Origin of the sequence: Flintibacter sp. HCN-6482 (genome assembly GCF_037892565.1) — a bacterium.
Taxonomy (GTDB): domain Bacteria; phylum Bacillota; class Clostridia; order Oscillospirales; family Oscillospiraceae; genus Lawsonibacter; species Lawsonibacter aceti.
The window spans coordinates 655864-675891 of sequence record NZ_JBBKBK010000002.1 but is presented as its reverse complement, the minus strand read 5'-3'; the positions used below and the strand labels follow the sequence as shown (position 1 = coordinate 675891).

Genomic DNA, 20028 nt, shown 5'->3' with positions numbered 1-20028 from the left:
ACTGGAGGATCAATATGAATCGCACACTAGAGCATATCTTACCCAAAGTACAAAAGCCCGCCCGCTATACTGGCGGCGAGTATAACGCAGTGGTCAAAGAGAAGTGTTCTGTGACCACTCGTTTCGCGCTTTGTTTTCCGGATACCTATGAGATTGGGATGTCCAATTTGGGATGCCGCATTTTATATGGCGTCATGAATCAGAGGCCCGATGTGTGGTGCGAGCGCTGCTATGCCCCCTGGGGCGATATGGAAGAGGAAATGCGCCGGGAGGGACTGCTCCTCTATGGGCTGGAGAGCGGGGATCCCATCGCAGACTTTCATATCATCGGCTTTTCTCTTGGGTATGAGATGGCCTACTCCAATGTTTTGAATATGTTGGATCTGGCGGGACTGCCGCTCCGATCCGCGGACCGGAAAGGTCTTACTCCGCTTGTGGTAGCTGGTGGCACCTGCTGTTATAATCCTGAACCGTTGGCCCCTTTTATTGACTTCTTCGTCCTTGGCGAAGGGGAGGAGGTCACTCTGGAGTACATAGACCTGTACCAAAGGGCCCAGGAGGAAGGATGGTCTAAAGAGGAGCTTCTACAGGAAGCGGCTCGTATCCCTGGTATCTATGTCCCCTCGCTTTATGAGGTAACTTACCATGAGGACGGACGGGTGGCAGCCATCACTCCAAAGGAGGGCGCCCCCGCCACCGTGACAAAACGGATCATCCAGGACATGGACAAAGCCTATTTCCCAGTAAAGACCATCATTCCCTCCACCGAGATCGTCCACGACCGGGTGATGCTGGAGCTGTTTCGGGGATGTATCCGGGGCTGCCGCTTCTGCCAGGCTGGATATGCCTATCGCCCTGTCCGAAGCCGCAGCCCAGAACTGCTGGCCAGATATGGGAAGGAAGCCTGCGAGGACTCCGGCTATCAGGAGATGACACTGTCCAGCCTGTCCTCCACGGATTATCCCTGTCTGCTGCAGTTGTGTGATGACCTGCTGGATTACTGCGCCCCACGGGATATTGGCCTGTCTCTGCCCTCCCTGCGGGCGGATACCTTCTCCATGAATCTGATGGAGCGGCTCCAGCGGGTCCGAAAGGGCGGATTGACTTTCGCTCCGGAGGCTGGGACCCAGCGCCTAAGAGACGCCATCAACAAAAATCTCCGGGAGGAGGACCTTCTCCAGTCCTGCCGCACCGCCTTTTCCGGCGGTTGGAGTGGAGTAAAGCTGTATTTTATGCTGGGACTGCCCACAGAAACAGATGAGGATGTCCTGGGCATCGCCGACCTAGCCCGTAAGGTCTATTTTACCTGGCGGGAGTGCACTCCAAACAAGGCCCGTGGAGTACGAATCACGGTATCCACCTCCTGGTTCGTTCCAAAGCCGCACACCGCCTTCCAGTGGGAGGCCCAAATCCCGGTAGAGGAGTACCAGCGCCGGGTGGATTTGTTGCGGGATGCGCTGAAGCGGGACAAGTCGATCACTTACAACTGGCACGACCCCCAGACCAGCTATCTGGAGGCCATTTTCTCCAGGGGAGACCGCCGTTTAGCCGATGTATTGGAATGGGCCTGGGAGCATGGAGCCAAATTTGACGCCTGGAGCGAATATTTCGATTACCAGCGATGGATGGACGCTCTGTCCGCCTGTGGGCTGGATGGGGACTTCTATGCCCACCGGGTCCGGGAAAAGGACGAGCTATTCCCCTGGGCAGTACCAAGCGTCGGGGTCAGTCGGGAATTCCTGTGGCGGGAGCGGGAGCTTTGCTACCAGTCTGTCACCACTCCAGACTGCCGGTCACGCTGCTCGGCCTGTGGGGCCAACAAAATGCTGACAGGAGGTAGGACCTGTGGCTGACCGCCTGCTATTTTCCAAAACAGGGAGAGCCAAATATATCTCTCATCTGGATCTGATGCGCACCTTTCAGCGTGCTTTCGCTCGCGCCAAGATCCCGATCAAGCATACAGAAGGGTTTAATCCACATCCCTTTGTTTCCATTGCGCTGCCCCTCTCGGTGGGCTACTCCAGCCAGTGTGAAATACTGGAGTTTGGACTGATGGAGGGGACCGGCAGGGAAGAGGTGCCGGGCAGATTGACCGCCGCCATGCCGGAGGGGATCGTGGTCCATCAGTGCTATCCAGCACAGCGAAAACTCAAGGAGTTGGCCTATGTCAACTACATCATGAATCTGGAATATCCGGCAGGCCGTCCCCAGGAGACAGAGTCTGCCATGCGGGAGCTGCTGGGCCGCGACAGTTTGATTATGCAAAAGAAATCTAACAAAGCCAAAAAGGGATATACAGAAGTGGATCTCATTCCTTTGATCCGCGGCTGGAATCTGGAATGTCAGAGCGACACTATGACGCTAGATGCGGTACTGTCAGCCCAGAATCCCGGCCTGAACCCCGAACTTATCCACAGCGCCTTTTGCCAGGAATATCCCCAATTCCGGCCAGACATGGTTACCTTCCACCGCCGAGAGGTACTGGACAAAGATGGAACTCCCTTCCGCTGAAGGGGCACAATACACAGGAGGAGAATACCCATGGAGGAGAAGAAGCAACATACACTGACCTGGACAGTCACAGACGATATGACCGCCAAGCGCATCGGAACCGCCGGCGCCAAGATCCTTTCCACCCCCAATATGCTGGCCCTGATGGAAGGGGCCGCTCTGGAATTGGCCCGTGAATTTTTGGACGATGGGATGACCACCGTAGGCGCGGAAGCGCACGTCAAGCATTTGGCCCCTACACCCGTTGGGATGAAGGTGTGGGCTACCGCCACCCTCCGGGAAATCGAGCGCCGGAAGATGTGGTTTGACATCGAAGTGTTTGACGAGAAGGGCAAATGTGGTGAGGGTTGGCATCTGCGTATCATGGTGCCTGACAAAGACCGGAGTCAGGTCCAGTGACGCTGGCATTGTATCCGAAAGGCCTTGGGATCTCCTGACTTCAATTACACCTATATTGTCTATGGAAAGTATTGCGAACTTTGAAAGCAATTGTACCAAAGGAGGTTAAACAATGAAAAATTGGGTATTTCTTTTAGGTATGATCACTTTATCCATTTCTATTATAATTTTTGGCGTTCTTTTGTCTCAAGCAATTGAACGGGCAGGATCTGGTTTGGATAGTTCGCTTTCTTATTTTGCAGAGTTGTTGCGTGGCACACTTCTTACCATTTCCGAAAGAAATTGACGGTGCAATTTCTGTAATCTATATAGATTGGACGATCTCCTGAGAAAACAGCTTGTCAAGGCCTATAAAGAGTGATATAATATTTGCGCTCATTACACAAGAAGGGAACGATATTACCATGTCCGGACATTCCAAGTGGCACAATATACAGAAGACCAAGGGTGCGGCCGACGCCAAGCGCTCCCAAATTTTTACCAAGATTGCCCGTGAAATGATCGTAGCAGTCAAGACCGGGGGCAGCGGTGATCCCGCCAACAACTCCCGTCTGGCCACCGTCATTGCCAAGGCCAAGGCGGCCAATATGCCCAACGATAATATCAAGCGGACCATCGACAAGGCGCTGGGCTCCGGCAATACCGACAGCTTTGAGAACGTGACCTATGAGGGCTACGGCCCCAATGGCGTCGCCGTGATCATCGAGGCGCTGACCGACAACCGCAACCGCACCGCCCCTGAGGTGCGCCACCTGCTGGACAAGTATGGCAAGGGCTTGGGCGCCACTGGTTGTGTATCCTGGTCCTTTGACCGCAAGGGTGTCATTGTCATCGAGTCGGAAGACCTAGACGAGGATACTGTTATGATGGATGCTCTGGAGGCCGGTGCCGACGATATGCAGGCTGACGACGAGGTATTTGAGGTCTATACTGATCCCGATGCCTTCGCCGCTGTGACCGAAACTCTGGAGAAGAAAGGCTATGTCTTCTTGGAGGCTGGAGTCCAGATGGTCCCCCAGAACTATGTCAAGCTTACCGCTGAGGACGATATCAAAAATATGGAGAAGCTGATCGATCTCCTGGAGGAAAATGATGATGTCCAGGCTGTGTATCACAACTGGGACCAGGACTGATTCTTCTCATAAGAAAAGGGCCCTGGAGCGCAAAACCGCTCCAGGGCCCTTTTTTGTTACTCGTCATAGATGATAATGCAGAACTGACTGGTGCCAGTATAGGTATCATACTTTGTAACAGAAGATGAAATTTCCATAAAATAAACTCCTAATTTCTTGGTCCCAAAGTCTAATTCAAAAATGAACGTACATTGATTCATTGATAGGTTTTATGTAAGAATATCAATCAAATCATTTTTTTAGATTGGCTGGGTATTATCTGTTCATTCAAGTCCAATAAAATACTGTTCATCCATATGGACGCAAAAAATTCTGTGATGTTACATTTCATCATTAAATAATCCTTGAATGTAAAAAAGAATCGTATAACAGCTAAAGTTGCCTTCAGCTATTTCATGTTTCTGAGTATTTCTTATAGTATTCATACTATTATTCTCAGTTCCGACCAGGAATACTAAGACGAATTGGGATAAAATAAAAAATACAGCGTCCCTGCCCTCTGACTGGAACGCTGTATCGCAAGCAGGCCTGTAAGCCGGGTTCTGTCTTTTAAGACAGCCATCTATCTCGATGCGTCGTTGCCGACGCACTCAAGCCGCCTCCATGGAACGGCCGGGCCAGCCTGTTGTCCCTCCACGGCGTTGCTCCGGATAGAGTTTACAGCGATGGGCGCTTCCACGCCATCGGGTGAGCTCTTACCTCACCTTTCCACCCTTACCCCGTTCAAGGAGAACGAGGCGGTATATCTCTGTTGCACTTTTCCTAGGGTCGCCCCCGGCGGGTGTTACCCGTTATCCTTGCCCTGTGGAGCCCGGACTTTCCTCACAGATGGGCCTTTCGCCCCATCCGCGCGGCTGTCCAGCCTGCTTGACTGGTCTATCATACAGGAAAACGGAGTGTATGTCAAATGGTTTCCTGGACTGGAAACTTCCAAGCATATGGAGCCGCTCACAGTTTCGATTGAATTTTTTTGCCCGGTATGTTAATATAAAGTGCTGGGAAAGAAAAACTTGGAAGGAGGACGTTTCAGTGTCCACCATTACTGAATATCTTGAGTCCCTCCATGGCTATTCCATCGCTGTCATTGGTATGGGAGTCAGCAATACCCCTCTGATTCGAATGTTCCTTCGGGCTGGTCTGAAGGTCACGGTCTGTGATAAGGCGCCCCGGGAACGGGTGGAGGAGCAGGCCGCGGAATTGGAGAGCCTGGGGGCTAAACTTCATCTGGGACCTGGTTATCTGGACCGGTTGGCGCGGTTCGACCTTATTTTCCGAACGCCCGGCCTCAGTCCCAATACCCCTGAACTGCGGGAGGCGGCCGAGAGGGGGAGCATCGTTACCTCTGAAATGGAGCTCTTTTTTCAGATGTGTCCCTGTAAGATCATCGGTGTCACTGGCAGCGACGGAAAGACCACGACCACAACGCTGATCAGTGAGTTTCTAAAAGAAGCTGGGTATAATGTCTATGTGGGGGGTAATATCGGCAAACCACTTCTCCCGGATGTCGCCGGTATGACCCCGGAGGATATGGTCGTGGTGGAGCTGTCCTCTTTTCAACTGATGTCTATGGGGCAGAGCCCCAATGTGGCGGTCTTTACCAATCTTTCCCCCAACCATCTGGACTATCATCACACCATGGAGGAATATACCGCCGCTAAGATTAATATTTTCCGGTACCAGGAGCCGGGTGACCGTGCAATATTCAACTACGATAACGATATTACACGTGCCCTGTCCAAACAGGCCCCGACCGCCGTCATGCTGTTCAGCAGAAAGCAGAGTTTGGAAGAGGGAGTCTATCTCCGGGATGGCGCTATCTGGCTGACCAATGAAATCGGCAGCCGTGAGGTGCTCCCCCTGGCTGACATCCAAATTCCTGGTGTCCACAATATCGAAAATTATATGGCGGCCATTGCGGCTGTGGATGGCTTAGTGCCAGACAAAAAGGTTCGGGCCGTTGCACAGCGATTCACCGGTGTCGAACATCGTATTGAGTTGGTCCGTGAATTGGATGGCGTAAAGTATTACAATGATTCTATCGGTACCAGCCCTACCCGCACCATGGCCTGCCTGGATTCCTTCAATCAAAAGCTCATTTTGATCGCGGGAGGATATGATAAGGGAGTCCCCTTTACGCAGCTAGGCGTGGAGATTATAAAGAAGGTAAAAACGTTGATTTTGACGGGTGATACCGCCCCTGCCATACGAAAGGCTGTGGAAGAAGCGGAGGGCTACAGGGACAGCGGGCTAAAACTGATTGAAACTGAGGATTTGTCCGCCGCTGTGGCCGCGGCTCAGGGGGCCGCAGTCGCGGGTGATGTGGTGGTTCTATCTCCCGCCTGTGCCGCGTTTGACCGATTTAAAAATTTTATGGAGCGCGGACGAATATTTAAAGAGCTTGTCAACGCGCTCTGATGCGGAGGAATAGGCTTGGATTATAGAATCATTTTGCCGCAGCTGTGTGCCCTAGCGGGCCCTAGCGGCTTTGAGCGGGCGGTAGCGGAGGCTGCCGCCCAGCTTCTGGCCCCCTGGATGGACGCAGTACAGATCCAAAAAATGGGCAGTGTAGTAGGCGTCCGGCGGTGTGGAAAAGAAAATGCACCTAGACTTGTACTGGATGCCCACTTAGATGAGATCGGTTTTATCATTACCGGACATGAGGACGGTTTCCTCCGTTTTGCATCCTTGGGCGGTGTAGATCCTCGGATGCTTCCAGACCGGGAAGTAACCATTCTCACCGATCCTCCCATGCTGGGTGTGGTAGCCTGCCTGCCGCCCCATGTGCAGAGTAGAGAGGACATGGACAAGTCCCAGCCCATTCAGGAACTGTTTATCGACATCGGACAGAGTAAGGAAAATGCCAAAAAACTGGTCCCCGTTGGCACGCCGGCCGTATATCACACCAGCTGTGTGCCACTGGGGGAGGATCTGATATGCGGAAAATCACTGGATGACCGGGCCTGTTTTGCCATTTTGCTGGACACTGTCCAGCGTCTGGCGGGAGAAGATCTGGATGTGGACGTATATGTAGTAGGCTCCACACAGGAGGAAACGCATAGTACCGGCGCTATTACCGCCGCTTATGGCATCATCCCTGATCTGTGTGTGGCAGTGGACGTGACACACGGAGACAGCCCGGATGCCTCTAAAGATAAGACGTTCCGGCTGGGAGGGGGCCCTGTCATTGGGCTTGGCCCAAACTGTGCCCGCTGGATGTCCCAGAGGCTGCGGGACAAGGCGCGGGAGCTGGATATGGACTTCCAGCTGGAAGTCATGGCTGGTCACAGCGGTACTAACGGATGGCCCCTTCAGGTGAGCCGGGAAGGTGTGGCTACCGCCGTCCTATCCCTACCACTGCGGTATATGCATACCCCAGTGGAAACTGTCAACTGCCGGGATCTAGAAGCGACGGCCGAGCTTCTGGCCGCCTTTATTCGGGGTATTGGGAGGGAGGTCCCCAGCTATGCTTGAGCTACTGAAGGAACTGTGCCGACTCAACGGCGTTTCTGGGGCAGAGGACCCGGTCCGAAACTTTATCCAGACACAGGCACAGCCATATGCCGACTCCCTGCGCAGCGACGCGCTAGGAAATCTGATCGTTTTTAAGCGTGGAAAGAAGTCTACCGGAAATAAGCTCCTTCTCGCCGCCCACATGGATGAGGTGGGCGTGATTGTTACAAGGATTACGGAGGAAGGCTTTCTAAAATTTGATTTTGTTGGTGGTGTCGACCGCCGTGTGGCCATTGGTAAGCCGGTGGTCCTGGGCGAAAATGAGATTCCTGGACTGATTGGACTAAAGGCCATCCACCTGGTGAGCAGGGAGGAGGAGGAGAAGGTCCCAAAGACCGACGCCCTCTATATCGATATCGGAGCGAAGGATAGGGAAGAGGCAGAGAAGCTGGTCCCGCCTGGCACCTACGGCTCCTTTGTTGGCCCACCCCAGGAGTTTGGACAGGGCTTCTTGAAGGCCAAGGCCATTGATGACCGGATTGGCTGTGCGATTATGCTGGAGCTGTTGAAGGAGGATCTGCCCCTGGATGTGACCTTTGCCTTCACTGCTCAGGAGGAAGTAGGCACCCGTGGAGCCTTTGGGACTGCCTTCTCGGTGTCGCCGGAGGTGGCGCTGGTGCTGGAAACCACGACCGCTGCCGATCTGCCAGGGGTAGAGGGAGCGCGCCGAGTATGTGCCCCAGGCAAGGGGCCTGTAATCTCCTATATGGACGGCGCTACCATCTATGATCGGGACCTTTTTGAGAATCTGCGCCGCTTGGCGGAGGAGCACGGGATTCCCTGGCAGACCAAGGAATATATTGCCGGAGGCAACGACGCCCGCACCATTCAGCGATCCAGATCCGGTGTCCGGGTAGCCGCTCTGTCCGCCGCGGTACGCTACCTTCATGCGCCGGCCACGGTCGGCAGTTTGGCCGACTTTGAAAATATGTGGAAGCTGACCCGACTGTTTCTGGCCGATCAGGCGGCACAGCTTTGATGGGAGGACAATAGGTAATTCATATGGAACTGTTTGAATTGATACAGACGTTAAGCTCTGCCCACGGCCCCTCTGGGGATGAGGCCGATATTAGGAATATCCTCTCCGAATTGGCTTCTCCCATGGCCGATGAGGTGGCCTGGGACACCATGGGAAATCTCATCGTTCACCGGAAGGGACCCGGCTCGAAGGTAATGCTTGCCGCCCATATGGACTCCATCGGTTTTATCGTAACTCACATCGAGAAGGAGGGATTCCTCCGAATGGGGAAGCTGGGGGGGATTAGCCCCAAGGAGGCTGTCTATACCCCCATTCGTTTCAAAAACGGTGTCCGGGGCGTGGTCGTACCAGAGGAAAAAGCCGATTTTGGCAAGCTGAAGCTAGATGAATGTTATATTGATATCGGAGCCAGGGACGAGGAGCAGGCGAAAAAACTGGTCCAGGTGGGAGATACGGCAGTGTATGACTCCCCCTGCTTTCTCCAGGGCAGCGGCGTAATCTCTCCCTATTTGGATAACCGCATCTCCTGCGCGGTCCTGCTAGCTGTGCTGGAGCGTATCCAGACCAGTGTTAACGACCTGTACTTCGTCTTTACCTCCCAGGAAGAGGTGGGGCTGCGGGGCGCTAAGACCGCCGCCTGGGCTGTTGATCCGGACTGGGCCATTGCCGTAGATGTCACTGATGTAGATGACACCCCTGGATCAAAGCGGTCAGGCACTGTTCAGTTGGGCAAGGGAGCGGCTGTCAAGGTAATGGACTCCTCTATCATCTGCCACCCAGAAGTGGTAGCGAAGCTGGAGGGACTCGCGCAGGTACAGGGGATCTCTGTCCAAAGGGATATTATGCGCGGCGGCGGTACTGACGCTGGCGCCATTCATACCACCCGCCTGGGGGTAAAAACCGGAGGGATCTCTGTGCCCTGTCGGTATATCCATACCCCTGTTGAGATGGCCGACCTTGGAGATGCGGAAGCCTGCATAAAACTGGTGGAAGCCTTCGCCCAGACTGCGTTGAATGTATAACAAGAGACAAAAAAGATTGGACTGACAAATAAAATGCCTTTACAGTTAAGCGATAAAGTGCGTGCCCTGGGTGATCAGGCCCAGAGGGAGCTGGTTGATGAATTTTCCCGCATCGATACCATAGCCCAGGAAAATACCCAGCGGGTGCTGGCTGCCTTTCAAGACCACCGGGTGGCGGATAGCTATTTTGCCGGCACCACCGGCTACGGCTATGATGACCTTGGCCGGGACAAGCTGGATGAGATCTATGCCGATCTTTTTGGCACAGAGGCCGCTCTTGTCCGGATACAGTTCGTCAACGGTACCCATGCCATCGCCTCCGCTCTTTTTGGCGCTCTGAAGTCTGGCGATGTGCTAGTTTCCGCTGTCGGGGCCCCCTATGATACCCTTTTAGGTGTCATAGGTACAGCGGAAAAGGGTCACGGATCTCTAAAGGACTACGGCGTGGAATATCGTCAAGTGGAGCTGGTAGACGACGCCCCAGACTTGGAGGGGATTGCCCGGATGGCGGCCGATCCCAAGGTAAAAGCGGTGCTGATCCAGCGATCAAAAGGGTATTCTACTCGAGCCTCCCTCTCTGTGGCGGAGATTGGAGAGATGTGTGCTATCATCAAAAGGGCGAATCCCAATGCCGCCATTTTGGTGGACAACTGCTATGGTGAATTTGTAGAAACTCTGGAGCCGACCCATGTAGGGGCCGACCTAGTAGTAGGCTCCCTGATTAAAAATCCCGGCGGCGGACTGGCACCCACTGGAGGCTATATCGCTGGCCGCCGCGATCTGGTAGAGGGGGCGGCCCAACGGCTTACAGTTCCAGGAATCGGTGGGGAGTGCGGCTGTACTCTGGGCCAGAACCGTCTGCTTTACCAGGGACTGTTTTTGGCCCCTCACACCGTGGCTCAGGCTGTTAAAACGGCTGTTTTTGGCGCAAAAGTAATGGAACTGCTGGGCTATGAAACAGAGCCACACTCCAGTGCTGTCCGTCACGATATCATCCAAATGATTCATATGCGGGAACCGGAAGCCCTCAAAAAATTTTGTAAGGGCATCCAGTTCGGCGCGCCTGTGGACTCCTATGTGACCCCGGAACCCTGGGATATGCCCGGTTATGACAGCCAAGTCATTATGGCTGCTGGCGCCTTTATTCAGGGAGCCTCCATCGAACTGTCCGCTGATGCCCCCATGCGTCCGCCCTATACGGTGTATCTCCAGGGCGGCCTGACCTTCGAGTCGGGCAGACTGGGGATCCTGCTGGCCGTCCAAGAGCTCCTTGGCTCAGATTAGCCGGTTCCCAGGGAATAGGCCAAGCCGGAAATTACATATCTTCTCCCTATGGGGGGTGAGGATATGGTCATGGGTCCTTTACGGCGTGAATTATACCGAAAAATACACGGCGGCCTATTTTATAGATCGGCCGGCAGGGGAGTGGGACGGTCCTATTCATTTCCAGTTCACGTCCCGCGTTGGCTGGTCACACTTGGCGTCGCTTTGCTCCTATCTTTCTCTATCATCAGTTTCTTGGAGTCCAGGATAAAGCCCGTTATAGCGGCGGCGGCTACTACCCAGATTCAAAATCAATTAACAGGCCTGATCGAGCGATCTGTTGTAGAAGATCTGGCACAGCGCCAACTGGGATATGGCGATCTAGTTACGATACAGCGTGAGGAAAGCGGTGCGATTACCTCACTTTCCACGGATATGGCATCTATGAACCAGCTCAGGGCATATCTGGTTAATCAAATCCTAGAAGAATTAGATGGTATCGATGTTTCAACCATTCAGATCCCAATAGGGAGCCTCTTTGATTCTGAGCTACTCTGGGCGGCTGGACCCTCGCTTCATGTCAGGGCTATGTCCGTAGGAACTGTCCAAGCGGAGTTTGAGAGCGAATTTTCGGAGGCGGGAGTCAACCAGACTCGTCACCGGATCTGGCTCCATCTCTCCATTCCCGCCACAGTCCTGCTGGCAGGCAGTGCCATAGAAGTGCCGCTGGATACAGAGCTTTGTGTTGCGGAAACAGTGATCGTTGGACAGGTACCCAACACCTATCTCAGCTTGGATGGGATATCAGGCCATTAAACGGAGTTTTACAGATGAGTCTTTGGGAAACAATACAATGGTATTGGGGTAATATCTTGGATTACGGTCTGCAGATGCTTCCCTGTATGCTGATCGGAGTATTCGGATTTCTTCTGTTCCTGCCGTCCCGCAAAAGAAGACTGGCCAGTCTTGGGCTGTCAAGCAGCAGCGGGAGAGAGGCTGTTCTGCTCCTTTTTGTCATGTTTTGCGCTGGATTGGCCTCTGTAACTCTTTTTCCTGCTAATTTCTGGAGCTTGAATCGATGGTACTGGGTCCTGCATGGAATGGAGCCTCTATTTCCGCCTGTCGATTGGCAGATCCAGTGGGATACTTTACAGCTTACCCCCTTTCAAGAGATCATTCGGGCCTTTCGCGGGCCATGGGTCATGTTTTTAATGGTCGCGAATATCGGTATCTTCTGCCCTATTGGTTTTTTCCCTGCTCTGCTGTGGCGGGGCTGGCGGTGGTGGAAATCCGCTCTGGTTGGTCTTTGCACCTCTGTTTTTATTGAATTTGTCCAGTTTTTCATTGGGCGCAGTAGCGATGTGGATGATGTAATCCTCAATACTGCGGGCACTCTGGTGGGATTCTGGATCTTCTGGCTGATAAATGCCCTGCTGCCACAGCTGACCATTAAATTTCAGTGCACCACAAAGGAGTTACCTGGATATGGATGAATTGAAGGAGCTCGAGGTACTACGCCATGAGCTGATACAGGCCGGTTTGGAGTATTATGTGTATGATGCGCCAACCATGTCTGACTATGAATATGACCACAAATTGCGCCGTCTTGAGGAGCTGGAGGCAGCCCACCCAGAGGCAATAACTCCTGACTCCCCCACCCAGAGGGTGGGTGGGAAGGCACTGGAGGCGTTTTCTCAAGTAGAGCACCGGGTCCCCCTGGAGTCGCTCCAGGATGTCTTTGATTTTGAAGAACTGAAGGCTTTTGACATCCGGGTCCGAGGAGTGGTCCCGGATGCCCATTATGTAGTGGAGCCTAAGGTGGATGGACTTTCTGTCGCGCTGGAATATGAAAATGGTCTCTTTGTCCGTGGGGCAACACGGGGAGATGGCCGGGTAGGGGAGGATGTCACAGAAAATTTGAGGACGATCCGCTCTATCCCTATGCGTCTGCCGGATATGCCGGCTCACCTGATTGTCCGCGGTGAGGTATTCATGCCTAAACAGGTTTTTCATGCGCTCAATGAGGAACGTGAGCGCAGGGGAGAGCCTCTTTTTGCCAATCCAAGAAATGCCGCCGCTGGCTCGCTCCGCCAGTTAGACCCCAAAATTGCCGCATCTCGGAGGCTTGACATACTAGTATTTAACATCCAGTGGATTGAGGGGGCCGCTCTGTCCACACATCTGGAGACACTGGAATACTTGAAACGCAATAACTTCAAGGTGATTCCGCATTACAGCTGTCAACAGATGGAACAGGTGATGGACCATATCGCAGAGATTGGAGAGAACCGTGATTCCTTCCAGTTCGATATTGACGGAGCGGTCGTAAAGGTAAATAGCCTGTCAGATAGAGAACGCCTAGGTTCCACCGCAAAATTTCCCCGCTGGGCCGCTGCCTATAAGTACCCGCCTGAAGTCAAGCCCTCCAAAGTGACGGATATTTTAGTCCAGGTAGGGCGAACTGGGGTACTGACACCCAAAGCAGTACTGGAGCCGGTCCGGCTCGCCGGTACTACGGTGACCAGCGCGACTCTGCATAATCAGGATTTTATTTCGGAAAAGGATATTCGCATTGGCGACACAGTTCTGGTTCGGAAAGCAGGGGAGATCATACCAGAGGTTCTGTCTGTCGTTATGGAGCAGCGTCCGGAAGGAACACGCCCCTACTTTTTGCCATCTGTCTGTCCGGTGTGCGGGGCTCCGGTGGAACGAGATGAGGATGGGGCCCATATCCGTTGTACTGGATCCGAATGTCCAGCGCAGCTGCTTCGCAATCTAGCCCATTTTGCCAGCCGGGATGCCATGGATATCGATGGTATGGGTATCGCAGTGGTGGAGAACCTTGTTGGGGCCGGCCTAGTCAAGACCCCAGGTGATCTCTACTTTCTTCATGAGGAAGATATCGCAAAGCTGGACCGGATGGGTAAAAAATCAGCTCAAAATCTTATTTCAGCGATTGAGAACTCTAAATCCCAGGACCTGTCCCGACTGATCTACGCCTTCGGTATCCGTCAGGTGGGCCAGAAGGCCGGAAAAGTATTGGCTGCCCACTTCAAGACCCTAGATGCTTTGGAAACGGCTACGTTAGAGGAGCTCACCGCCATTGATGATATTGGAGAGATTACAGCACACAGCTTGTTGGAGTGGATGTCCAGCCCTCAAAGCCGACATTTGATCTCTCGTCTGCGGGAGGCAGGCGTCAATATGACGGCAACTGATCAGGGAGATGACCAGCGCTTCGCTGGTATGATTTTTGTTTTGACAGGGGCGCTGGAACGCTTTACCCGGGATGAGGCCACTGAATTGATCGAAGCAAGAGGTGGAAAGGCCGCCAGTTCTGTATCTAAAAAGACCACCTATGTAGTAGCAGGGGAGTCCGCCGGATCAAAACTGCGCAAAGCACAGGAGCTAGGAATCCAAATCTTGACAGAGGATGATTTTTCAGCACTTCTGAAATAATACTTTGATGATTTAAAGGCCCTCAACTTACTGTTTGGGGGCCTTTCTTTCATTATTAGTTTTTTACTATTGTGCAGTTCCATTTTCTTTAGCATATGGTATAATTATTCTATCGAGAGGGGAGGCGTTATTTGTGAAAACAGGATATCTGTATATTGCTATTGCGGTAGTCATGTTCAGCTCCTTTGAGGTGGTATTGAAATTTATTGCTGGAGAACTGAACCCTGTCCAGTTGACCTTTGCTCGTTTTGTTATTGGCTTTCTCTTCCTATTACCTTTGGCCCTGCATACACTTCGAAAGAGGAAAAAGAGGCTTGATACGAAAACTCTTGCTTATTTTGCCCTTTTAGGGTTCACTGGGATATCTCTGAGCATGACAATTCTCCATCTAGCTGTCGAGTATACCAGTTCCTCGGTCACTGCGGTCCTCTTCAGTTGTAATCCGGTATTCGTGACCTTCCTGGCCTTCTTTCTGCTCCATGAGCCCATTAAAAAACGTCATGTGGCAGCCCTTATTTTTGAAATCATCGGGACTCTGGCGATCATCAATCCATTCCACAGCAACCTGAATATGTTGGGGGTATCGTTGGCGTTGCTATCTACCCTGTTGTTTTCTCTGTACGGGGTTATGGGAAAGCGGAAGTGTGCTGAGTATGGCGGTGTGGTCGTGACCTGCTTTAGTTTCCTATTTGGAAGCCTCATCGTACTTCTTTTTATCGTCCTATCTCACATTCCGGCTGTGGCGGCGGCGATCACCTCGGCTGGTCTGCCAAATTTCGCCAACATTCCTATCCTGGCCGGTTATACCATAGAAAATCTCCCCTATGTGCTCTATGTTTCTGCCGGTGTAGCAGGTATCGGGTTCTGCTCCTACTTTTTGGCTATGGAATATCAGCCAGCTAGTGTAGTTTCCCTAGTATACTTTTTTAAGCCCGCTCTGTCACCGATACTGGCTTGGTGGCTCCATAGGGAAGATATCCCGGGAAATATGCTGCTTGGTATCCTTTTGATTGTCGTTGGCTCTCTGTGTTCCATCATCCCAGGTATTTTGGAAGCCAAACGCCCGACTGTATCACATTAAATAATAAAAAGGCCTCCAAGAAAAAACTTGGAGGTCTTTTTTATATTAGTTTGTTTCCATGTTCATCAAATCCATTTTTTAACAGCAAATCTACTAGAAAGGCGGACAAACAAAAAAATACCATCTGACCGGCCAGAAGCCACAAAATAAAATTGAGATACTGGTCCCGAAAAAACCACATCAGCAGAGCGGTCACCAACCCAAGTACGATGCCAAGACGAATCCAGAGCTTTGAGCAATGGCGATGTGCAAAGCTCCAAGTTTCTTCACTGCGTGTAGACAACGCTGTACGGTAGGCCAACCCCTTGCTGTCCATTTTGGGCGGGGATACTTTCCATATGATTCCCACACACAGAATAAGGATAGGGGGGAGCATGGTCAGAATAAAGCAGGCAGCGTACATGTATCAAACCTCTTTCTTTTGATTTTTCGTCTTTGTTCGAGATACTCGGCCAAGGGGATTGGCCCTGGCTGCGGTACGAAGATCATCACTATCTACATGGGTATAAATCTGGGTAGTATTGAGATTATCGTGCCCCAAAACTTCCTGGAGGGTACGTACATCTACACCGTTTTGAAGCATAAGGGTAGCCGCTGTATGGCGCAGTTTATGCGCTGAATACTGGCTACTGTCCAGCCCTGCAGCTAATAGATGCTTTTTGACCAGTTTATGGACTGCCGCTCTGGATATCCGACGCCTATTTTGCAACGTGACAAATAACGCCTTTTGATCGACTAACGTCAACATGCTTCGCTCAGTTATCCAATCCTGAAGCGCCTGTTGACAAGCTTCATTCAAATAGAGCATCCGCTCTTTATTTCCTTTTCCCAAAACACGCAGTTGATCGCCTCGAACATCTGTTACATTTAAGCCTACCAACTCAGAAATACGCAATCCACAGTTTAGGAACAAAGTAAGAATACAATAATCACGACTAGAGTTTTTTCCAGCCACTGAATCCAGAAGCTCTATGCTTTCATCAAGATTCAGATATCTTGGGAGTGATTTGCGTAGCCTAGGTGAGTCCAAATCTTGCACAGGATTCTCTCTTAACAGCTTGGCCTTATTAGTCAAGTATTTATAAAAGGAGCGGATTGTAGCGACTTTTCGAGCTCTTGACGTAGCTGTAAGTGAGCGATCTTGGGAGAGAAAACTCATAAAATCATAGACATCGCTTAATGTGATGCTGTGGACCAGAGATAGGTCGACATCATCAATCATGATACTGTCAAATGGAACATCCTTAGATATAAGATTTTTTTTCTGTTTAATATAGCGAAAGAAACTACGCAGATCCAGAAAATATTCATCTATTGTGCGACTGGAATGTCCTTGGATAGTTTCATGATAGACAAGAAAATCTCTGATTAGTGCGGGAGCTTCAGTTCGATAATCCATATTCCCCTCCTTTTAGGTCAACAAAATTTTTATTTTGTTGACCTATTATCTTAAAAAAATAAAGGACCGAGGAGGTCAACAAAATAGACGGTTATTGTTGGACCAAGAGGCGACTGCTTAAGATGGTCCGAACCCTTATTCCTTCCCTTTTGAATAATCTAGCTTAAATATAATCACAAAAAAGGAAGAAAGTCAAGCATTATTTTTTGTTTTATTTATAAGTATTATACTTAGTATGTTAGCTGGATTTAGTTATTCGATGAATTGACCGTTAATGTGTATTTATTCCTTGAAGGATTTATAGAAAAATAATGATTGCTAAATAAGTAAACCAGGAGGGAACAGCATTTCAGATGTCCCCTCCTTTATCATGCGTGTTTGTATTATTTAGACTTTAGACTGTTGCCGTGCTTTCCACTCTGCAAACTCTTGTTTCCAGGTTATCAGTGGCCGTATTTTTGGCAGAGATACTGGATGGCGCGCCGGTAGCCCTCGAAGCCCAGTCCGATAAAGGACTCCTCGCAGGCCATGCCCGCATAGGAGATTTGCCGAAATGGTTCCCGGCTGTTCACATCGGAGAGATGGACCTCTACCGCCGGCAGCGCCACCGCCTTTAGGGCATCCAAAATAGCTACGCTGGTATGGGTATAGGCGGCTGGGTTGATTACGATACCGTGCATTCTGCCATAGGCAGATTGAATTTTATCCACAATCGCTCCCTCATGATTGGATTGGAACAACTCCACAGACACCCCACTCTCCTGGGCTGCCGCCTGGATAAATCGTTCCAAGGCGGCAAAACTCTGGTCGCCGTAAATGTTCGGCTCCCGGATACCTAACAGATTCAAGTTTGGACCATTGATTACAAGTAGATTCATAACTCCAGCCTCCTGATGATCTCGTCCGCTGTTTCCTCTACCGTACCTTGGTTGTCAACCGTAAGGTCAGCCAACTGACTATATAGAGGTGCGCGCTGCCGGTAGAGCTCCTCCAGAGAATGGAACTGGGATACCGGACGCCCATCCGTGGGGAGCAGTTCCAAGTCCCGGCGGAGATAAATAACTGTGGAATTTTGGCGGATAGGGTCCCAGTTCTCACGTTTGGTGACGATTCCGCCGCCGCAGGCAATGACTTTACCTGACTGCTTGGCCAGCTGACAGAGGGCCTGATGCTCCCTGCTTCGGAAGCTCTCCTCCCCTTCCCAGGAAAATATCTCCGGAATAGAACAACCACTGTTGGCAACGATATGCTGGTCAATATCTTCCAGGGGCCGCCCCAGACGGCGGGCCAGCGCCTGCCCTATCGTAGTCTTTCCGCAGCCCGGCATCCCAATCAGAAGAAGATTGAGAGTCTGACGTTCAATACAGGCGGTGATTTCCGCCACCCTGCTGTCCTGAATCGTTTGGCCTAAAAACCGCTCCGCTGCCGTTTTGGCCTGGGCTACCAGCATTCCTAAGCCATTGGCCCAGAGCATTCCTCGTCTAGCACCATCCAACAGGAACCGGGTCCGGCTTGGGTTGTAAATGAGGTCAAAGACCTGGCCGCAATGTGGAAATTGCGCCAAGTCCACAGGAGAAGCCTCTACATTGGGATACATCCCCACTGGCGTAGCGTTCACAATCAGTTCCGCATCCTGGTGCCGCTCCAGATTTTCGTAATTGTCCGGTCCTTTGCGGGATATCCCTACGGCCTGCCCAACGCCTAAATCCGAAAGGACCGCATGGACAGTAAGCGAGGCTCCTCCACTTCCAAGTACAAGCGCTTTTTTTCCTCTTATCTGGGCCCCGGCTGAACGAAGCAGATACAAGAAACCGTCATAATCGGTATTATCCCCATACAGTGTCCCATCAGGTCCCTTGATAATGGTATTGACACTGCCGATCCGCTGGGCCGCAGGGGAAAGCTGGTCACAGAATCTCATCGCTGTTTTTTTGTAGGGAATCGTCACATTGAGTCCGCGAAACTGCCCTTGACGCAGGAAGGGCCCCACCTGTTCTGGAGACAGCTCCACTAGTTGGTAATCATAGCCCCCCAACTGCCGATGGATTGCTGGGGAGAAGCTGTGAGCAAGATGCTCCCCCAGTAGTCCAAATTCCAGATGACGCGGGACCATCAGCAGATGACCTCGTTATAGGTCCCAAGGTAGCGGAAGTACTCGCTCTCCTCATCCAGATCTTGGAACAGACGTTCCATCTCCGGGGCGTATACAGAGCACTCCAGATCGAAGTAGAACATGAACTCAAATTCCCGGTCCGGAAGCGGGCGGCTCTCCAGCTTGCGAAGGTTGATCCCCAGAGCATAAAATTTGGACAGTACATGGTAGAGCGAGCCTGGTCTATGGGGCAGGGTCATCATCAGCGAGGTACGGTCCGCTCCGGGATATATTTCAGGGATTTTTGAGATACAAATGAACCGGGTATAGTTGTTATCCTGGTCCTGAACATTGGTCTGAACCAGATTGAGACCATACTCCTCGCCACAGAAGCGAGAGGAGATAGCGGCAACATCGGTACGGTCAGATTGTGCCACCATACGGGCGGCCACCGCAGTATTTTCTACCATGGTCACTTTGATGTTCTTCATTCCAGCCAGATAGTCCGCGCACTGGCTGATCGCCTGCTCATGGGAGAACACCTCTCGAATGTCACCCAGCTTCGTCCCGTGCTTGGCAAGCAGATTGTGGCTGACCTTCAGGCGGACAGAGCGGACAATGGAAAAGTTGTGCTGGATCATCAGATCATATATCGCGTTGACGGAACCGGCGGTACTGTTTTCGATGGGCAGTATTCCATATTGGCACATGCCGCTCTCCACCGCTTTGAATACATGATCGAAGGTATCAAAATAGAGGATCGTAGGAGATTTAAAGATGCTGTCGCAGGCCATCTGGGAGTAGGCGCCCTCTATCCCCTGGCAGGCCACGGTGGCCCGCTGGGGAAAGAGCGCCGGGGTCTCAGCCAAGGCCGTCCGGATGGTTTCATAGACCTGGGACTTCACCCCGCCACACTGGTTCTGATAGGAGCGGCCCACCGCCAGGATGGCACGAAATACAGACTCTGTGTAATCGGCCAGCTCCTCACCAGCCTCCGCCCCTACCTTGGCCAGCAGCACCCGTTCTCTGCCGGCATCTAAGGTGGGCAGTCCGTTTTTCCTTTTGTATAGAGCTACATCTCTGGAGACAGCCATCCGCTGTTTCAGCAGGTCTACCAGTTGGCTGTCAATGTGGTCAATTCGCTCCCTTAAGTCATTCAGATTGTGCTCCATGGGAAATC

At 51.8% G+C, this 20028-nt stretch carries 19 protein-coding genes and 1 other RNA gene; 14 read left to right on the top strand and 6 right to left on the bottom strand.

The window, feature by feature from the left end; all coding sequences use genetic code 11:
- Nucleotides 1–14 precede the first annotated feature (14 nt).
- The 5 genes from WKS99_RS08290 (at nucleotide 15) to WKS99_RS08270 (ending at nucleotide 4043) form a co-directional block, all read left to right on the top strand.
- Nucleotides 15–1853, top strand: coding sequence for a TIGR03960 family B12-binding radical SAM protein (locus tag WKS99_RS08290; protein WP_147571789.1), 1839 nt, complete (start codon nucleotides 15–17; stop codon nucleotides 1851–1853).
- A complete protein-coding gene (locus tag WKS99_RS08285; protein ID WP_147571788.1) occupies nucleotides 1846–2511 on the top strand; it encodes a TIGR03936 family radical SAM-associated protein in 666 nt (221 codons plus the stop codon). Before WKS99_RS08290 ends, WKS99_RS08285 begins: the two co-directional genes overlap by 8 nt.
- Before the next feature lie 30 nt (nucleotides 2512–2541).
- Nucleotides 2542–2910 carry a thioesterase family protein gene (locus WKS99_RS08280; protein WP_147571787.1) on the top strand — a complete coding sequence of 123 codons (369 nt, stop codon included), beginning with the start codon at nucleotides 2542–2544 and terminating at the stop codon, nucleotides 2908–2910.
- Nucleotides 2911–3022: 112 nt separating this feature from the next.
- The gene (locus tag WKS99_RS08275; RefSeq protein WP_186852582.1) at nucleotides 3023–3196 is read left to right on the top strand and encodes a hypothetical protein; all 174 of its coding nucleotides are present in this window, start codon (nucleotides 3023–3025) and stop codon (nucleotides 3194–3196) included.
- Between the two features lie 118 nt (nucleotides 3197–3314).
- Nucleotides 3315–4043 carry a YebC/PmpR family DNA-binding transcriptional regulator gene (locus WKS99_RS08270; RefSeq protein WP_240287672.1) on the top strand — a complete coding sequence of 243 codons (729 nt, stop codon included), beginning with the start codon at nucleotides 3315–3317 and terminating at the stop codon, nucleotides 4041–4043.
- A gap of 515 nt (nucleotides 4044–4558) precedes the next feature.
- Here WKS99_RS08270 and rnpB read toward each other — a convergent pair.
- Nucleotides 4559–4913, bottom strand: an RNA gene (gene rnpB, locus WKS99_RS08265) — RNase P RNA component class A.
- 159 nt (nucleotides 4914–5072) lie between these two features.
- On the opposite strand from rnpB, the gene murD reads away from it, so the two are divergent.
- The 9 genes from murD to WKS99_RS08220 all read left to right on the top strand — a co-directional run bounded on the left by murD (nucleotide 5073) and on the right by WKS99_RS08220 (nucleotide 15357).
- Nucleotides 5073–6458 (top strand): UDP-N-acetylmuramoyl-L-alanine--D-glutamate ligase, encoded by a 1386-nt coding sequence (murD, locus tag WKS99_RS08260; RefSeq protein WP_240287670.1) that lies wholly within the window; start codon nucleotides 5073–5075, stop codon nucleotides 6456–6458.
- Nucleotides 6459–6473: 15 nt separating this feature from the next.
- Nucleotides 6474–7514: a M42 family peptidase gene (locus WKS99_RS08255; protein ID WP_340405721.1), complete on the top strand. Its 1041-nt coding sequence runs from the start codon at nucleotides 6474–6476 to the stop codon at nucleotides 7512–7514.
- Entirely contained in the window at nucleotides 7507–8532 is a 1026-nt protein-coding gene (locus WKS99_RS08250; RefSeq protein WP_240287665.1) for a M42 family metallopeptidase, read from the top strand. Before WKS99_RS08255 ends, WKS99_RS08250 begins: the two co-directional genes overlap by 8 nt.
- 23 nt (nucleotides 8533–8555) lie before the next feature.
- Nucleotides 8556–9554, top strand: a complete 999-nt coding sequence (locus WKS99_RS08245; RefSeq protein ID WP_340405720.1) for a M42 family metallopeptidase — start codon at nucleotides 8556–8558, stop codon at nucleotides 9552–9554.
- A 33-nt stretch (nucleotides 9555–9587) separates the two neighbouring features.
- On the top strand, nucleotides 9588–10838 hold the full coding sequence (locus WKS99_RS08240; protein WP_340405719.1) for a methionine gamma-lyase family protein: 1251 nt from the start codon (nucleotides 9588–9590) through the stop codon (nucleotides 10836–10838).
- Nucleotides 10839–10901: 63 nt separating this feature from the next.
- The gene (gene yunB / locus WKS99_RS08235) at nucleotides 10902–11633 is read left to right on the top strand and encodes a sporulation protein YunB (RefSeq protein ID WP_147571780.1); all 732 of its coding nucleotides are present in this window, start codon (nucleotides 10902–10904) and stop codon (nucleotides 11631–11633) included.
- A gap of 14 nt (nucleotides 11634–11647) precedes the next feature.
- The gene (locus WKS99_RS08230; protein WP_317246519.1) at nucleotides 11648–12310 is read left to right on the top strand and encodes a VanZ family protein; all 663 of its coding nucleotides are present in this window, start codon (nucleotides 11648–11650) and stop codon (nucleotides 12308–12310) included.
- Entirely contained in the window at nucleotides 12303–14276 is a 1974-nt protein-coding gene (gene ligA, locus WKS99_RS08225) for an NAD-dependent DNA ligase LigA (RefSeq protein ID WP_340405718.1), read from the top strand. Before WKS99_RS08230 ends, ligA begins: the two co-directional genes overlap by 8 nt.
- Nucleotides 14277–14409: 133 nt before the next feature.
- Nucleotides 14410–15357, top strand: coding sequence for a DMT family transporter (locus WKS99_RS08220; RefSeq protein WP_262670329.1), 948 nt, complete (start codon nucleotides 14410–14412; stop codon nucleotides 15355–15357).
- 40 nt (nucleotides 15358–15397) lie between these two features.
- Here the strand turns inward: WKS99_RS08220 and WKS99_RS08215 are convergent, their stop codons facing one another.
- From WKS99_RS08215 to pheA, 5 genes are all read right to left on the bottom strand, one after another.
- A complete protein-coding gene (locus tag WKS99_RS08215; RefSeq protein ID WP_147571776.1) occupies nucleotides 15398–15760 on the bottom strand; it encodes an SdpI family protein in 363 nt (120 codons plus the stop codon).
- 3 nt (nucleotides 15761–15763) lie between these two features.
- Nucleotides 15764–16756 carry a tyrosine recombinase XerC gene (locus WKS99_RS08210; RefSeq protein ID WP_147571775.1) on the bottom strand — a complete coding sequence of 331 codons (993 nt, stop codon included), beginning with the start codon at nucleotides 16754–16756 and terminating at the stop codon, nucleotides 15764–15766.
- A gap of 443 nt (nucleotides 16757–17199) precedes the next feature.
- The gene (gene aroQ, locus WKS99_RS08205; protein ID WP_340405717.1) at nucleotides 17200–17634 is read right to left on the bottom strand and encodes a type II 3-dehydroquinate dehydratase; all 435 of its coding nucleotides are present in this window, start codon (nucleotides 17632–17634) and stop codon (nucleotides 17200–17202) included.
- Nucleotides 17631–18869 (bottom strand): shikimate kinase, encoded by a 1239-nt coding sequence (locus WKS99_RS08200; protein ID WP_340405716.1) that lies wholly within the window; start codon nucleotides 18867–18869, stop codon nucleotides 17631–17633. The genes aroQ and WKS99_RS08200 overlap by 4 nt, the downstream gene beginning before the upstream one ends.
- Nucleotides 18869–20020, bottom strand: coding sequence for a prephenate dehydratase (pheA, locus tag WKS99_RS08195; RefSeq protein WP_240287686.1), 1152 nt, complete (start codon nucleotides 20018–20020; stop codon nucleotides 18869–18871). The genes WKS99_RS08200 and pheA overlap by 1 nt, the downstream gene beginning before the upstream one ends.
- Nucleotides 20021–20028: the final 8 nt, after the last annotated feature.

Coding starts and splice junctions, on each gene's coding strand:
- WKS99_RS08200 (WP_340405716.1), bottom strand. CDS start 18,869: ATGGTCCCGCGTCATCTGGAATTTGGACTACTGGGGGAGCATCTTGCT.
- yunB (WP_147571780.1), top strand. CDS start 10,902: ATGGTCATGGGTCCTTTACGGCGTGAATTATACCGAAAAATACACGGC.
- WKS99_RS08245 (WP_340405720.1), top strand. CDS start 8,556: ATGGAACTGTTTGAATTGATACAGACGTTAAGCTCTGCCCACGGCCCC.
- WKS99_RS08240 (WP_340405719.1), top strand. CDS start 9,588: ATGCCTTTACAGTTAAGCGATAAAGTGCGTGCCCTGGGTGATCAGGCC.
- WKS99_RS08230 (WP_317246519.1), top strand. CDS start 11,648: ATGAGTCTTTGGGAAACAATACAATGGTATTGGGGTAATATCTTGGAT.
- WKS99_RS08215 (WP_147571776.1), bottom strand. CDS start 15,760: ATGTACGCTGCCTGCTTTATTCTGACCATGCTCCCCCCTATCCTTATT.
- aroQ (WP_340405717.1), bottom strand. CDS start 17,634: ATGAATCTACTTGTAATCAATGGTCCAAACTTGAATCTGTTAGGTATC.
- WKS99_RS08210 (WP_147571775.1), bottom strand. CDS start 16,756: ATGGATTATCGAACTGAAGCTCCCGCACTAATCAGAGATTTTCTTGTC.
- WKS99_RS08275 (WP_186852582.1), top strand. CDS start 3,023: ATGAAAAATTGGGTATTTCTTTTAGGTATGATCACTTTATCCATTTCT.
- WKS99_RS08250 (WP_240287665.1), top strand. CDS start 7,507: ATGCTTGAGCTACTGAAGGAACTGTGCCGACTCAACGGCGTTTCTGGG.
- WKS99_RS08280 (WP_147571787.1), top strand. CDS start 2,542: ATGGAGGAGAAGAAGCAACATACACTGACCTGGACAGTCACAGACGAT.
- WKS99_RS08290 (WP_147571789.1), top strand. CDS start 15: ATGAATCGCACACTAGAGCATATCTTACCCAAAGTACAAAAGCCCGCC.
- WKS99_RS08270 (WP_240287672.1), top strand. CDS start 3,315: ATGTCCGGACATTCCAAGTGGCACAATATACAGAAGACCAAGGGTGCG.
- ligA (WP_340405718.1), top strand. CDS start 12,303: ATGGATGAATTGAAGGAGCTCGAGGTACTACGCCATGAGCTGATACAG.
- pheA (WP_240287686.1), bottom strand. CDS start 20,020: ATGGAGCACAATCTGAATGACTTAAGGGAGCGAATTGACCACATTGAC.